The organism is Azorhizobium oxalatiphilum (assembly GCF_014635325.1).
GTDB lineage: Bacteria > Pseudomonadota > Alphaproteobacteria > Rhizobiales > Xanthobacteraceae > Azorhizobium > Azorhizobium oxalatiphilum.
In genome coordinates this window covers 278073-291495 of the sequence record NZ_BMCT01000006.1, presented here as the reverse complement: position 1 = coordinate 291495, position 13423 = coordinate 278073, and the positions used below count along the sequence as shown (strand labels likewise).

The following is a 13423-nucleotide window of genomic DNA, read 5'->3' as shown; positions in this document are numbered from 1 at the left end:
GCTTATTCGGCCACCCAGCCGCCGTCGATCTGATGCATGGCTCCGGTGATGGAACGGGCATTGTCGGAGGCGAGGAACACCGCCAGCGCCGCCACTTCCTCCACCGTCACGAATTCCTTGGTGGGCTGGGCGGCGAGGATCACGTCCTGCTTCACCTGCTCTTCCGTCATGCCGCGCGCCTTGGCGGTATCGGGAATCTGCTTCTCCACCAGCGGCGTCCAGACATAGCCGGGGCAGATGGCGTTCGCGGTGATGCCGTGGGTGGCGGTCTCGAGCGCGATGGTCTTGGTCAGGCCGGCGATGCCGTGCTTGGCCGAGACATAGGCCGACTTGAAGGGCGAGGCGACGAGGGCATGGGCGGAGGCGGTGTTGATGATGCGCCCCCACTTCTTCGCCTTCATGCCGGGGATCGCCGCCTTGGAGGCGATGAAGGCCGCCGTCAGGTTGATGGCGATGATCATGTTCCAGGTGTCGATGGGGAAGTCTTCCACCGGGGCGACATGCTGGATGCCGGCATTGTTCACGAGGATGTCGCAGGCGCCGAGCTCGGTCTCGGCCAGCTTCACCATGCCGGTGATCTCTTCGGCCTTGAGCATGTTGGCGTCGGAATAGAGCGCCTTGACGCCGAAGTCGCTCTCGATCCGGGCGCGCTCGGCCTCGATGGCGGCGGCATCCCCGAGGCCGTTGATGACCACATTGGCGCCTTCCGCCGCGAATGCCCGCGCATAGGCGAGCCCGATGCCGCTGGTGGACCCGGTGACGACGGCGACCTTACCCTTGATGGACATGATTTCGGTTCCTCAAGTCTGGCGACGGAGCGCGCCTCTCACGCCTCTTGTAGCCGAGAGGTGTGACGGCAGCGTCATGGCGGCGGGCAGCCGCCCGCGCCCGAACCTTGCGACGGTTGACCGGTTTTCGCAACGCTCGTGCTCGGGCATGTCCGGTCGATCCCGAAAGATTTCTGGCCGCTTCCCTTGCGTGTCGCTTGCGCCCGCGTCGGTCGGACGATGGAGGGCATGGCAAGGAAGCGCGCGGCCCGCTACATTGTCTCTTATGACTTCCGTTGCTCCCCCGCCGGACGCCCCGGTCAGCGGCGATCACCCGCCGCACGATCATTCGCATGCGCATGCGGACCATGCGCATGACGATGGCCATCATCACGGGCACGACCACGGCCCGGACCATGACCATGGCGAGTGCGTCTCCGGCGCGCTGGCGCGGGTGGAGAAGCTGTGCGCCGATAAGGGCCTGCGCCTCACCCCCCTGCGCCGCAGCGTGATGCAGGTGCTGGCCGAGAGCCATGTGCCGCTCGGCGCCTACGAGATCGTGGAGCGGTTGGGCGATCTCGGCGACAAGCCGCCACCCATGTCCGTCTATCGCGTGCTGGACTTCCTCGTCTCCGAGGGCCTCGCCCATCGCATCGAGAGCCGCAACGCCTTCCTCGCCTGCGGCCATCCGCATGAGGCGGATGACGTGGTGGTGTTCCTGATCTGCGAGCAGTGCGGCTCCACCCGCGAGGTCGGCTCGCACGCGGTCGGCCGCGATCTGGCCTGGGCCGCGCGCTCGGCCGGCTTCGAGCCCCGCCAGCGGGTGCTGGAAGTGGCCGGCTGCTGCGCCCATTGCCGGGGGCAAGCCGTGCCCGCTCCCGCAGGTGAAGACCGCAGCGGCGGTTGACGGGCAGGCGCCGGACGCCTACCTCCGACGGGCCGGCGTGGCCGAAGAGCGCCCGCGCGGCGTGGACAAGCCCGGTTTAGCCGGCAAAGGACAAATGGTCATGACGCTGGACACCCCCGCTTCCCCCGGACCGGATCTGGCCGGGTGCGCGCCGGTCCCTGTCGTTCCCGATCAGCTTCTGGAAGCCGGCCCCGCCTTCCGCCGCCCTACGGTGGCGGTGCCCGTGGGCCATGTGCTGGTGGGCGGCGATGCACCCGTGGTGGTGCAGTCGATGACCAATACCGACACCGCCGACATCGAAGCGACCGTCCGCCAGGTGGCAGCGCTCAGCCGCGCCGGCTCGGAAATCGTGCGCATCACGGTGGACCGCGACGAGAGCGCCGCCGCCGTGCCGCGCATCAAGGAGCGCCTGCTGCGGCAGGGCATCACCACGCCGCTGGTGGGCGATTTCCATTACATCGGCCACAAGCTGCTGGCGGACCATCCCGCCTGCGCCGAGGCGCTGGACAAATACCGCATCAACCCCGGCAACGTGGGCTTCGGCGCCAAGAAGGACCGCCAGTTCACCGCCATCGTCGAGACCGCCATCAAGCATGACAAGGCGGTGCGCATCGGCGCCAACTGGGGTTCGCTCGATCAGGAGCTGCTCACCGCGCTCATGGACGAGAACGCCAAGCTGCCGAAGCCGGCGGAAGCCCGCGCCGTCACCCGCGAGGCGCTGATCCGCTCGGCCCTCCTCTCGGCCCAGCTCGCGGAAGAGATCGGCCTTGCCCGCAACCGGATCATCCTGTCCGCCAAGGTCTCGGCGGTGCAGGATCTGATCGCCGTCTATACGGAGCTCTCGCGCCGCGCCGATTATGCGCTGCACCTCGGCCTGACCGAGGCGGGCATGGGCTCCAAGGGCATCGTCGCTTCCACGGCGGCCATGGGCTACGTGCTCCAGCAGGGCATCGGCGACACCATCCGCGTGTCGCTGACCCCCGAGCCGGGCGGCGACCGCACCCGCGAGGTGCAGGTGGGGCAGGAAATCCTGCAGACCATGGGCCTGCGTACCTTCGTGCCCCTGGTGGCCGCCTGCCCCGGCTGCGGCCGCACCACCTCCACCACCTTCCAGGAGCTGGCGCAGGGCGTGCAGGACATGATCCGTGAGCGCATGCCGGAGTGGAAGAAGCTCTATCCCGGCGTCGAGACGCTCAACGTGGCGGTGATGGGCTGCATCGTGAACGGGCCGGGCGAATCGAAGCATGCCGACATCGGCATCTCGCTGCCCGGCACCGGCGAGGTGCCGAGCGCGCCCATCTATATGGACGGCAAGAAGGTGGGCACGCTGCGCGGCCCCAACCTGCAGGCCGAATTCCGCAAGATGGTGGAAGAATATGTGGCCAAACGCTTCGGCGTCGCCGCGCAGGCCGAGGTTGCCAAGCCCGCGGCGGAGTGAGGCGGGCGCTACGCAGGTTCGGCGGCTGCGAGTGTTCTTCTGCACACAGCGTTTCTGAAGCAATAGACCGTCATGGCCGGGCTTGTCCCGGCCATCCACGCCGTGCCGACAGTGCGGACTTCTGAAGCCTGTTTCGAGCGCCACCGCGTGGATACCCGGGACAAGCCCGGGCATAACGGTGCACTTGAGGCGAGGGTGCCTCGGTGAGGGCCTCCCTCAGGCTCGGCCGCGCCGGCTGCGCTCGGGCAGCACCTGATGGGCGACCCAGTTGCGTATCTCAGCCGTGCGCAGTTCCTTGGTGATCAGCGCGCCGTTGATGCCGTGCTTCCAGCGCAGACCCGCATGGCCCGGCTCGCGCTCCAGCATTTCCAGATCGCCGATAAACGCCTCTTCCTGCTCCTCGTCGGGGAAGAAGCCTTCCGCCACCAGCGAGGGGCGCAGGCGGCGGAAGATGGCCGCCATCTCGCGGAACGGATATTCGGGGTGATACTGCACGCCCCAGGCGTTGCTCTGGCCGGCCTTGAACTCCACCGCCTGCACCTGCGAATGGTCGTTGGTAGCGAGCAGGGTCGCACCCTCGGGCAAGGTTTCCACCTCGTCCAGATGCACGGTCATGGCTTCGAACACCGGTGGCTTGCCAGCGAACATGCCGTGATCGCGGCCATCCTCGGTGACGCGGATGCGGCGCCCAAAGCCCAACTCCCGGCCGCGCGGGTTTTTCCGCACGCTGCCGCCCGCAGCTGTCGTAAGCAGTTGAAGCCCCCAGCAACTGCCGAAGATGGGCGTGCCGGTGGTGAAGGCGGCGCGGATGAGGTCGATCTGGTTCTGGATCTCCGGCCCGCCGTTATAGATGTTCAGCGAGGAGCCAGTGATGGCGATGCCGTCATAGCCCTCCAGCCCGCCCGCGTCGGGGAGATTCGCGCCGGGGTCGGCCGGATAGCAGATGTCCACCACGCCCATCGGCAGGATTTCGCGCAGCAGCCGCGCATAGCCCTCGCTCGCCGCCTCGCCTCCGAAGCTGATCTGCCGGGCGCGGGCCTCGGCGACATTACCTTCGACGACCAGAAGACGGGGAGCAGACATGATGGACCAGGGTACGGTTGGGGTTGCCGGCCCGGCGCGGTCGCGCAACGGGCGTTAGCTCATGCAGCATAAGGCGCATTTTGACGAAAGCGAGGATGCGCCCACTTTATTTACCAAGGCTTTCACTCGCCGCCGATGGTGGCATCCAGCGTGCGGGCGGCCCGCTCCCGTCGCTCGTTGAGCAGGAGATAGATGCCCGAGGCCACCACCACCGCCGCGCCGGCGACGGTCCAGGCGCTCGGCACCTGCGCGAACAGCAGCCAGCCGAGGCCTACCATGGCGACGATCTGCACATAGAGATAAGGCGCCAGCGTCGCTGCCGGGGCGTGGCGATGGGCCACGATCAACAGCATGTGCCCGACGCCCGCCACCGCGCCCAGCTCCAGCATGGCGCCATAAACCAGGGGCTCGGAAGGCGTCTCCCACAGGAAGGGCAGCGGGATCGATGCGGCAATGGACCCCACCAGTGAGGAATAGAACAGGGTGGTGGCCGAGGGATCATGATTGGCCAGCATGCGGGTGATGATCGAATAGAGCGCGTAGCAGACCGAAGCCGCCAGCGAGAGCAGCGCCGCCGGATGTATGCCGCCCGCCCCCGGCTGGGCCACCAGCAGGATGCCGGCGAAGCCGAACGAGATCGCCACCCAGTGCCGCGCGCCCACCCATTCTCCCAGCAGGGGGCCGGCGAACAGCGCCACGAAGAAAGGCGCCGAGAACATGATGGAGACGGTCTGGTCCAGTTGCAGGAACTGGAGGGCCGAGAAGTTCAGCGCCGTGCAGCCGAACAGCAGCGCCGAGCGGCCGAGCTGAAGCAGGGGTTTCCGGGTGCGCAGGATGCCCGGCACCGTCCATGGATTGAACACCATCAGCGCGAGGAGGAAGTGGATCACGTAGCGCGCCCACACCACCATGGCGACATTGATGTGCCCGCTCAGCCACTTGGCAGTGGCATCCGTGATCGCGAAGGACATGACGGCAAGGCACATGAGGCCGATGCCGAGCATGGTGGAGGAGGTGCCGGAGGGAGAGCCGGGCGCGCGCATGCCGGGCCTCATGCACGCCGCGCGACGGCAGATACGCGCTTACGCCTGCGCCCAAGCCACGTCGATGCGGTCCCGGCCTGCGCCGGGTGGTAATGGACTGACATTGTTCCCCCGGAGGCCGTTTCGGCCTTCTTTAAATCCTTTGAAACAAGGGATAGCGCGCCGCTCCAAAGCGGCGAAACAGACAAAGCTGCATGCACTTCCCCAAGCGCATGCGCATGGCGCGGAGCGAGCGCGGCCGTGCCGCCCTGCCAAAGACGGGCGGGCGTGCTATCTGGGGCGCATGTCCGCACCCTCCAAAGCCCCGCCCGCACCCCGGCCCGACGCCCCGGTCTCGCCGCTCGCCGCCCGCCTGCTCCATCGCGACGGCATGGTGCTGGTGCTGGACAAGCCGGCTGGCCTGCCGGTGCATCCCGGCCCCAAGGGCGGCGAGACGCTGCACGACCATCTGGACGGCCTGCGCTTCGGCCTGCCGCGCGCGCCGGAACTGGCGCACCGGCTCGACAAGGACACCTCCGGCTGCCTCGTGCTCGGCCGCCACGGCAAGGCCTTGGCCCTGCTGAACCGCCTGTTCGCCGAGGGCAAGGCGGACAAGACCTATGTGGCGGTGGCCAAGGGCGCCCCGGTGGAGGACACCGGCCGCATCGACCAGCCGCTGGCCAAGCGTTCGCCCCATCGCGGCTGGTGGATGCAGGCGGTGCCCAGGGGCACGCCGGGCGGGCAGGAGGCGATCACCGATTTCCGCGTGCTGGCGCGGGTGGACGGGCTGGCAGTGCTGGCGCTCTCGCCGGTGACGGGCCGCACCCATCAATTGCGTGCCCATCTGTCCCATCTCGGCTTCCCCATCCACGGGGATGCCATCTATGGCGGTGCCTCGCGTCTGCCCGGCGGGCCGATGCTGCATCTGCATTCCCGCCGCATCGTGCTGCCGGTGGCCAAGAACGGCCCGCCCATCGACTGCCGCGCGCCGCTGCCGGAGCACATGGTGGAGACGCTGACGGCGTTAGGGCTGGATGTGGCGGCGTTGGAGGAGGCGGCGGACGCGGCGTTCTAGCCCCGCGTCACCAGCCAGATGCCTGCCGCGATGGGCAGGATGCCGAGGATGTCCACCAGCGGGATGCCCTCGCCCAAAAGCGCCCAGCCGAAGAACAGGCCCAGCGGCGGCATCAGGAAGTGCAGCGCCGTGGCCTCGGTGGCGCTGGAGCGGCCGAGGATGAAGTACCACAGGCTGTAGCCGCCGATGGACACGCCGATCACGATGAAGGCGAAGGCCCAGAGGAAGGACGCCGTCAGGTGGATGTCAGCGATGCTCTCCGTCGCCAGCGCCACCGGAAGCAGGGCGATGCCCGCCGCGAAGCACTGGATGCCGCTCGCCTGCCAGAGGTTCGCGGAGGTGGTGAGGCGCTTGTAGACCAGCGTGCCGCCGGTGAGCGCCAGCAGTCCGGCGATGACCAGCAGCGTGCCGGCGACATCCTCATGCCCGCTCACGAGGCGCGATCGCAGCACGATGGCCACGCCCGCCATGCCCATCAGCAGGCCAGCCAGCTTGCGCAGCGTGAGCCGTTCGCCCAGCACCGGACCGGCGACCAGCGCAGTCAGCAGCGGATTGGCGGAGATGATGACCGCCGTCAGGCCGGACGACACGGTGCGCATGCCGCTGAAGCTGAGGCCGAGATAGAGCGCGTTGTTGAGGCAGCCGGCCACGATCAGCACCAGCCAGTCCCGCCGGGTGAGTGGCCGCCAGCGGCCGAACAGGGCGCAGGCGCCGAGAATCAACGTGCCAGCGATGACAAAGCGGATGCCAAGCAGCAGCAGCGGCGGGCAATCCATCAGCGCGATCTTGCCCACCGCGAAAGCCGAGCTCCACAACAGGCAGAACACCGCGATCAGCAACGGTCCGGTGCCGAACGGCGTCGTGGTGGCGTGCGGCACGGACGTGCGGGCGGATGGCCCCCCGGCAGTCGTCTGTGTCGCGCTCGTTGATGTGGCGCTGGGCATTGGGTGTCTCCCTTGAGGAGCACAAAGCCACAGTCGCGCGAGATTTGGAAATTCGATGTTTTCATGCCTCGCAGTGGAAATCATAATGGCATGATCCCTACCCCGCCCCTGCGGAGGCCTCCATGCTTGATCTCGACCTGCTGCATGCCTTCGTCAGCGTGGTGGATGCCGGCGGCTTCACCCGCGCCGGCGAGCGTGTCCACCGCACCCAATCCACTGTGAGCCAGCAGATCCGTCGGCTGGAGGCCGCCACCGGACGTCCGCTGTTCGCCCGCACCGGCCGGCAGGTGCAGCTCACCGAGGATGGCGAGCGGCTGTTGGGCTACGCCCGGCGCATCCTCGCCCTTTCGGCGGAGGCCAAGGCGGCCATGGCGCGGGAGGCGCCCGCCGTCGTGCTTCGTCTCGGCATGCCCGATGACGTGGCGGTGGCAGCCCTCACCCGCACGGTGGCAGCCTTCGCCACTGCCCATCCCGACGTGCGGCTCGCCGTGCGCTGCGGCCTCAGCCTCGATCTGGCGGCAGGTCTGGAACGGGGGGATCTCGACGTGGCGCTGATGAAGCGCGAGCCCGGCCGCAGCGGCGCGCGGGCGAGCTGGCGCGAGGATCTGGTCTGGGTGGCTGCCGCCTCGGCCGCGCCGCCGGACGACCCCGTGCCGCTGGTGGCTTTCCCCCACGGCTGCCTCTATCGCAACCGCGCCATCGACACGCTGGAAAGGGCCGGCCGGCCATGGCGCATCGCCTATGAATGCCCGAACCTCGTGGGCATTCAGGCGGCGGTGGATGGCGGCCTCGGCGTGGCCCTGCTGGAAAAGCGCGCGCTCCTGCCCGGCCAACGCGTGCTCGGGCCGGAGAGCGGCCTGCCGCACGTACCCGCCTCCGAACTGGCCCTGTGCCTGCGCCGCGATGCACCGCCGGTGGCCGAGGCGCTGGCGGATGTGGTCGCCGCCTTCTGCGCCGATCCGCAGATGCTGGCACGGGCAGCCTGACGGCGGTTCAGTTCATCCGCGCCAGCAGGCGCCGGCCCAGCGTCGCCGTGCCCACGAGGCCGGGGGTGGGATGCACCACCACCTGCGTCGGCATGCCCACCAGCCGGGCGCGGTGCGGATCATGGTCCTCGAACGCCGCCCGGAAGAGTGATTCGGCAAACAGCGGCGCCAGCGCCGCCGCTACCCCGCCGGGGATGAAGACGCCGCCGCGCGCATCGAACAGCAGGGCATAATCGCCCAGCACCCGGCCGAGAATGCGCAGAAAGAGGAAGCAGGTCTCCTGCTCCGGCCCGGAGGCGGTCAGACCGGCACGAATGATCTCCTGCGAGGTCAGCGTGGCGCCGTTGAGAATGGCGTGCAGCCGCACCAGCCCGGAGCCGGACAACACCCGCTCCACGCTCACCGAGCCACCGAACTCCCGCACCAGATGGGCAAGAATGCGGGCTTCATCCGCCTGCACGGCGCCGAATCGCACATGGCCGCCCTCGCTGGGCAGCACTTCCAGCGCGCCGTCGCCCTGCGGGATGAGCGCCGCCGTGCCAAGCCCGGTGCCTGGCCCGCAGACAAGGATCGGCGCCCCCGGCACCGCCTGTCCCGCGCCCACCGGCACCAGATCGGCGACGCCCAGTGCCGGCACGCCATGGGCCAGAGCGACGAAATCGTTCAAAACCTTGAGATCGGATAGACCCAGCGCCGCCGCCATCTCGGGCCGCGAAAAGGCCCAATCGCGGTTGGTGAGACGCACCTTGTCGCCCTCCACCGGCCCAGCCACGGCGAACACACCGGCCACCGGACGTTCACCACCGGTAGCCTCAAGATAGGCCTTGAACAGCTCCTCAAGGCTCGCATGGGCGTCATTTGCCTCGACCCGGATGTCGTATGGCTGGCCGTCGAGGCCAGCGCGGGCAATGCGTGTGGACGTGCCGCCAATGTCTGCGAGCAGAACCGTCAGGGCCATGAAGGGTCTCCGGTTGAGGCAGGGAGGGAACCCTACAGGCTGAGGGCTCCATGTCCACAACGCCCGGTCGCCCCCTTAAGGTCCCGCTTGCCGGTCCTACCCCACCGGAGTGGCGTCCCGGCGCATGGTCCCGTAAGGTGAGGAACCTCAGAGAGCGGCGACCGGGGGACTGGCGTTCGCCCTCAAGCCGCGTACATAAGGGGAGAGGTGGCGAGGCACGCGCCGTTCAACGGCGCGATCTCCCCGACAGGACAACAAGAGGTGGTCGCGGCCGTGGCGGCGGGCACCGCAGCATGGCGAAGCGCAGTGCTCGATATCTATACGATCATCTTTCTGGCCCTGGCGGTCTTCATCTTCGTGCGGCTGCGCAGCGTGCTCGGCCAGCGCACGGGCAAGGAGCGCCCGCCCTACGATCCCTATTCCCGCGACGCCCAGCGTCCGCAGGGGCAGCCGGGACCTGCCGATAACGGAAATGTGGTCAGCCTGCCCGAGCGCGCCTCCGATCCCCGCGTGCCCGCCCCGCCGCCGCTGCCCGGTGCCCCCGAGGTTGTGCCCGGCGCCTTCCGCTGGCAGGGAGTGGCGGAGGAAGGCTCCCCGCTGGCCGACGCGCTGGACCAGATCGCCGCCGTGGAGCGCGATTTCGACGCCAAGCACTTCATCGTCGGCGCCAAGGCTGCCTATGAGATGATCGTGCTCGCCTTCGCCTCCGGCGATCGAAAGACGCTGAAGGAGCTGCTCTCCAAGGAAGTCTATGAAGGCTTCGAGGAAGCCATCAAGCAGCGCGAGGCGCGCGGCGAGACCATGGAATCGCGCTTCGTCGCCATCGAGAAGGCCGAGTTGGTGGAAGCCGGCGTGCGCAACCGCACCGCCCAGCTGACCCTTCGCTTCGTCTCGCAGCTCATCTCGGTGACGCGCGGCCGCGAGGGCGAGGTGGTGGACGGCAGCCCCGACACCGTGGCCGACGTGACCGACGTGTGGACCTTCGCCCGAGACCTCGGTGCGCGCGATCCCAACTGGAAGCTCGTCGCGACCGAAGCCGCCCAGTAGTTCCATGGGCGGGGCGGACATCACAGGCAGATCGCAAGTGCGGCGCGCGGCATCTGCCGCCGCCGCACTTGGCTTGCTGCTGGCCGGTTTTGCCGGCAGCGGGGCGGGCCATGCCGCGCCCGCCTTGGCCACCGTCCCCGCTTTGCATGCTCAACCGGCACCGGCTTCGCCGGCCCGGTTCCTCTCCGCACGACTCGTTCCCACCCGCCTCGTCACCGCCCATCTGGTGCCCGAGCCCGCCGTTCCCGGTGCGGTAACAGTGCCGGTGGAGTTCGGCGACCTGCCCGGTTGGGACAAGGACGACGCGGCCGCCGCCTTCCGCACCTTCCTCATCTCCTGCCGGGCGCTGCGCACGCCGCCCGCCGAGATCGGCCCCGCCTCCAACACGAGACTTCTGCCCGGCCTGCATCAGGCCTGCATGGCGGCCCGCGCACTGGGCACCGACACGCCGTCAGCGCTGATCGCCCGGCTGTTCTTCGAGGCCAATTTCCGCCCCTTCGCCATCCGCCCGCAGGACAGCGCACAAGGCTTCCTCACCGGTTATTACGAGCCGGAAGTGGACGGGTCGCGGACCGAGGACGCCGCCCATCAGGTGCCTGTCTATGCCCGCCCGCCGGACCTCATCCCCGGCAATCCCGGCCCGCAGAGCAACAAGGGCCCGGCCTTCCGCAAGCAGGACGGCCAGCTCGTGCCCTATTGGGATCGCGCCGCCATCGAAGACGGGGCGCTCAGCGGCAAGGGGCTGGAGGTGGTCTGGCTGAAGGACCCCATCGACTTGTTCTTTATGCAGATCCAGGGCTCGGCCCGGGTGAAGCTCAACGACGGCGGGGTGCTGCGCCTCAATTATGATGGCCACAACGGTCAACCCTATGTGCCGGTGGGTCGCCTGCTGATCCAGCGTGGGCAGGTACCGCGCGAGCAGATGTCCATGGACCGCATCCGCATTTTCATGGAATCGGACCCGGCGGCCGGAAAGGCGCTCCGGCGGGAAAACCCATCCTACGTTTTCTTCAAGGCGGTGCCGCTGGCGGATGGCGAGGGCGCGCTCGGGGCGCAGGGCGTGGGCCTCACCCCCGGCCGCTCCATCGCCATCGACCGCCATCTGCACACCTACGGCACCCCCTTCTTCATCAGCGCCCCTCTGCCGCTGACCACCGAGGCGCGGGATGCGCCCTTCCAGCGCCTGATGATCGCGCAGGACACGGGATCAGCCATCGTCGGCCCGGCGCGGGCGGACCTGTTCTTCGGCGCGGGCGATGAGGCGGGGCGCATCGCCGGCCGCATCCGCGACAGCGGCGACTTCTTCCTGCTGGTGCCGCGCCGCACGGGAGGCGCGGCGTGATCCGCAAGGGTCGCAAGCGCCCACTCAAGGACGAGGAGCGCGCGCTGTGGGAGCATGTGATCCGCTCCGTCGCGCCGCTGCGCCCCAAGCGCAAGGTCGCAGCTCTCCCCCCGCCGCTGGTACCCGAAGCGCTGCCCGAGAACGCTCTGCCCCCGGACGAGGTGCTGGCCGCGAAAGCTCCGGCTAAGACCGCCACCGTCAAGCCCGCCATCGCCCGCAAGGCGATGGTCCCCGTGGTGCCCGCCCCACCGCCGCTCTCGCGCATCGAACCGAAGGTGCGGCGCAAGCTGAACCGGGGCGCGGATGCCGATGCCCGGCTCGACCTCCACGGACTCACCCAGGCGGCGGCGCACCGGCGGCTGCATCTGTTCATCGTGGAGGCGCAGGCTCAGGGGCACAGCCTCGTGCTCATCATCACCGGCAAGGGCGGACAGGAGGAGGCGTTCGGCGCCAGCTTCACTCACGGGCTCGACGGCGGGCGCGGCGTGCTGCGCCGGGCGGTGCCGCAATGGCTCACAGATCCGATGCTGCGGCCCTATGTGGTGGGGTTCGAGAATGCCGCGCGCCACCATGGCGGAGACGGTGCGCTCTATGTGCGCATCCGCCGCCGCCGTTCCGGGCGGGACTAGGCGCATGACCCCCTTCGGCCGCCGCGTGCGGGATCTCAGGGCGGCGCGCGGAGTCACCCTCACCGACATGGCCGCCGCCATTGGCGTCTCCGCCACCTATCTCTCCGCGCTGGAGAACGGCAAGCGGGGCAAGCCCACATGGGCGCTGGTCCAGCGCATCATCGCCTATTTCAATGTGATCTGGGATGAAGCCGAGGACTTGCAGCGGCTCGCCGAAGTCTCCCATCCCCGCGTGACCGTGGACACCGCCGGCCTCTCGCCGGAAGCCACAGAGCTTGCCAACCTGCTGGCGCAGGAGATCGCCCATCTTCCGCGTGAGGCGGCAGCGGAACTGCTGGGCCGCCTGAAAATCCTGCGCCGGCGCGGCTGAGGGCCGCCCCGGCAGGAACCTCGCCATTCCCAAGGCGTTTTCCCCATGAGAGCGGCAAGCGGGGATTTCCCTTGCCGCGCCGTATCCTCCGGCAGGGAGAAATGGCCATGGAACACAAGGACGAGACCACCTCTCTCATCGCCATCGGCAAAGTGAAGGGCACTGATGTCTACGACACCGAGGGCAAGCATCTCGGCGTGGTGCATGACGTGATGATCGACAAGCGAAGTGGCCTTATCACCGCCGCCATCATCACCTTCGGCAGCGTGCTCGGGCTCGGCGGCGACCATCACCGTGTGCCGTGGAACAGCCTGAAATACGATACCCGCCAGGGCGGCTATGTGCTCGGCGTGCCACTGCGCACCGAAGACGGCGAACCGGCCTTCTCGCCCTACATGGCCGCCGTCTGAAGCCGGAACGCGCCCCACGCGCGGACGTTGAATCCGCGACCAAGGAAAAGGAGCAACGCCATGGATGTGAAGGAAGAAACCAACAGCCTCATCGCCGGCGACCGTGTGGCCGGCACCACCGTCTACAATCCCGGCGGCGAGAAGCTCGGCTCCATTCACGACGTGATGATCGACAAGCGCTCGGGCAAGGTGGCCTATGCGGTCATGTCGTTCGGCGGCTTCCTCGGGCTTGGCGAAAGCTACCACCCGCTGCCGTGGTCCCAGCTCGACTACGACGTGGGACAAGGCGGCTATGTGGTGAACGTCACCAAGGACCAGCTCAAGGGCGCCCCCCATTACGGCGCCGAGGACCGGCCGGACTTCGACCGGGACTATGAGACCAAGCTGCACGACTATTACCGCTCGCCCTATTACTGGACCTGACGGAACGCACGCCGCGCCCCCC

Annotated in this window: 15 protein-coding genes; 10 read left to right on the top strand and 5 right to left on the bottom strand. The window is 68.6% G+C overall.

Translation table 11 applies throughout. The annotated features are described in order from the left end of the window. Window positions 1-2: 2 nt before the first annotated feature. A complete protein-coding gene (locus IEW24_RS20035; protein ID WP_188581954.1) occupies window positions 3-788 on the bottom strand; it encodes a 3-hydroxybutyrate dehydrogenase in 786 nt (261 codons plus the stop codon). 265 nt (window positions 789-1053) lie between these two features. Between IEW24_RS20035 and IEW24_RS20030 the strand changes: the two genes are divergently transcribed. Both IEW24_RS20030 and ispG read left to right on the top strand, forming a co-directional pair. After that, complete coding sequence (locus IEW24_RS20030; RefSeq protein WP_188581952.1) at window positions 1054-1674, top strand: Fur family transcriptional regulator; 621 nt, start codon at window positions 1054-1056, stop codon at window positions 1672-1674. A 100-nt stretch (window positions 1675-1774) separates the two neighbouring features. After that, entirely contained in the window at window positions 1775-3112 is a 1338-nt protein-coding gene (gene ispG, locus IEW24_RS20025) for a flavodoxin-dependent (E)-4-hydroxy-3-methylbut-2-enyl-diphosphate synthase (protein ID WP_373870099.1), read from the top strand. 216 nt (window positions 3113-3328) lie between these two features. On the opposite strand, the gene IEW24_RS20020 is transcribed toward ispG, so the two are convergent. Both IEW24_RS20020 and IEW24_RS20015 read right to left on the bottom strand, forming a co-directional pair. Then, window positions 3329-4195 carry a type 1 glutamine amidotransferase gene (locus tag IEW24_RS20020; protein ID WP_188581947.1) on the bottom strand — a complete coding sequence of 289 codons (867 nt, stop codon included), beginning with the start codon at window positions 4193-4195 and terminating at the stop codon, window positions 3329-3331. A gap of 122 nt (window positions 4196-4317) precedes the next feature. Continuing rightward, a complete protein-coding gene (locus IEW24_RS20015; RefSeq protein ID WP_244644558.1) occupies window positions 4318-5238 on the bottom strand; it encodes a DMT family transporter in 921 nt (306 codons plus the stop codon). A gap of 283 nt (window positions 5239-5521) precedes the next feature. Here IEW24_RS20015 and IEW24_RS20010 point away from each other — a divergent pair, with 283 nt between their 5' ends. Next, a complete protein-coding gene (locus tag IEW24_RS20010; RefSeq protein WP_188581943.1) occupies window positions 5522-6292 on the top strand; it encodes an RluA family pseudouridine synthase in 771 nt (256 codons plus the stop codon). Here IEW24_RS20010 and IEW24_RS20005 read toward each other — a convergent pair. Beyond that, window positions 6289-7236: a DMT family transporter gene (locus IEW24_RS20005; protein ID WP_188581940.1), complete on the bottom strand. Its 948-nt coding sequence runs from the start codon at window positions 7234-7236 to the stop codon at window positions 6289-6291. The two genes, IEW24_RS20010 and IEW24_RS20005, sit on opposite strands and share 4 nt — an antisense overlap. Window positions 7237-7358: 122 nt before the next feature. Between IEW24_RS20005 and IEW24_RS20000 the strand changes: the two genes are divergently transcribed. After that, window positions 7359-8222: a LysR substrate-binding domain-containing protein gene (locus tag IEW24_RS20000; RefSeq protein WP_188581938.1), complete on the top strand. Its 864-nt coding sequence runs from the start codon at window positions 7359-7361 to the stop codon at window positions 8220-8222. A 7-nt stretch (window positions 8223-8229) separates the two neighbouring features. Here IEW24_RS20000 and glk read toward each other — a convergent pair whose 3' ends face one another. Continuing rightward, window positions 8230-9180 (bottom strand): glucokinase, encoded by a 951-nt coding sequence (gene glk / locus IEW24_RS19995; RefSeq protein WP_188581936.1) that lies wholly within the window; start codon window positions 9178-9180, stop codon window positions 8230-8232. Window positions 9181-9441: 261 nt separating this feature from the next. Here glk and IEW24_RS19990 point away from each other — a divergent pair, with 261 nt between their 5' ends. The 6 genes from IEW24_RS19990 to IEW24_RS19965 all read left to right on the top strand — a co-directional run bounded on the left by IEW24_RS19990 (window position 9442) and on the right by IEW24_RS19965 (window position 13401). Beyond that, a complete protein-coding gene (locus tag IEW24_RS19990) occupies window positions 9442-10227 on the top strand; it encodes a Tim44/TimA family putative adaptor protein (protein ID WP_373870098.1) in 786 nt (261 codons plus the stop codon). Window positions 10228-10264: 37 nt separating this feature from the next. Continuing rightward, a complete protein-coding gene (mltA, locus tag IEW24_RS19985) occupies window positions 10265-11569 on the top strand; it encodes a murein transglycosylase A (protein ID WP_244644557.1) in 1305 nt (434 codons plus the stop codon). Beyond that, window positions 11566-12198, top strand: coding sequence for a Smr/MutS family protein (locus tag IEW24_RS19980; protein ID WP_188581932.1), 633 nt, complete (start codon window positions 11566-11568; stop codon window positions 12196-12198). The genes mltA and IEW24_RS19980 overlap by 4 nt, the downstream gene beginning before the upstream one ends. A gap of 4 nt (window positions 12199-12202) precedes the next feature. Continuing rightward, entirely contained in the window at window positions 12203-12568 is a 366-nt protein-coding gene (locus IEW24_RS19975) for a helix-turn-helix domain-containing protein (RefSeq protein ID WP_188581930.1), read from the top strand. Between the two features lie 107 nt (window positions 12569-12675). Next, on the top strand, window positions 12676-12978 hold the full coding sequence (locus IEW24_RS19970; protein ID WP_188581928.1) for a PRC-barrel domain-containing protein: 303 nt from the start codon (window positions 12676-12678) through the stop codon (window positions 12976-12978). A 60-nt stretch (window positions 12979-13038) separates the two neighbouring features. After that, on the top strand, window positions 13039-13401 hold the full coding sequence (locus IEW24_RS19965; protein WP_188581926.1) for a PRC-barrel domain-containing protein: 363 nt from the start codon (window positions 13039-13041) through the stop codon (window positions 13399-13401). Window positions 13402-13423: the final 22 nt, after the last annotated feature.

What these genes read in the sequence shown, in the direction of transcription:
- IEW24_RS20000 (WP_188581938.1), top strand. Translation starts at nt 7,359, where the DNA reads ATGCTTGATCTCGACCTGCTGCATGCCTTCGTCAGCGTGGTGGATGCC.
- IEW24_RS19975 (WP_188581930.1), top strand. Translation starts at nt 12,203, where the DNA reads ATGACCCCCTTCGGCCGCCGCGTGCGGGATCTCAGGGCGGCGCGCGGA.
- IEW24_RS19965 (WP_188581926.1), top strand. Translation starts at nt 13,039, where the DNA reads ATGGATGTGAAGGAAGAAACCAACAGCCTCATCGCCGGCGACCGTGTG.
- ispG (WP_373870099.1), top strand. Translation starts at nt 1,775, where the DNA reads ATGACGCTGGACACCCCCGCTTCCCCCGGACCGGATCTGGCCGGGTGC.
- IEW24_RS20020 (WP_188581947.1), bottom strand. Translation starts at nt 4,195, where the DNA reads ATGTCTGCTCCCCGTCTTCTGGTCGTCGAAGGTAATGTCGCCGAGGCC.
- IEW24_RS20035 (WP_188581954.1), bottom strand. Translation starts at nt 788, where the DNA reads ATGTCCATCAAGGGTAAGGTCGCCGTCGTCACCGGGTCCACCAGCGGC.
- IEW24_RS20005 (WP_188581940.1), bottom strand. Translation starts at nt 7,236, where the DNA reads ATGCCCAGCGCCACATCAACGAGCGCGACACAGACGACTGCCGGGGGG.
- IEW24_RS19970 (WP_188581928.1), top strand. Translation starts at nt 12,676, where the DNA reads ATGGAACACAAGGACGAGACCACCTCTCTCATCGCCATCGGCAAAGTG.
- IEW24_RS20010 (WP_188581943.1), top strand. Translation starts at nt 5,522, where the DNA reads ATGTCCGCACCCTCCAAAGCCCCGCCCGCACCCCGGCCCGACGCCCCG.
- glk (WP_188581936.1), bottom strand. Translation starts at nt 9,180, where the DNA reads ATGGCCCTGACGGTTCTGCTCGCAGACATTGGCGGCACGTCCACACGC.
- IEW24_RS20015 (WP_244644558.1), bottom strand. Translation starts at nt 5,238, where the DNA reads ATGCGCGCGCCCGGCTCTCCCTCCGGCACCTCCTCCACCATGCTCGGC.
- IEW24_RS20030 (WP_188581952.1), top strand. Translation starts at nt 1,054, where the DNA reads ATGACTTCCGTTGCTCCCCCGCCGGACGCCCCGGTCAGCGGCGATCAC.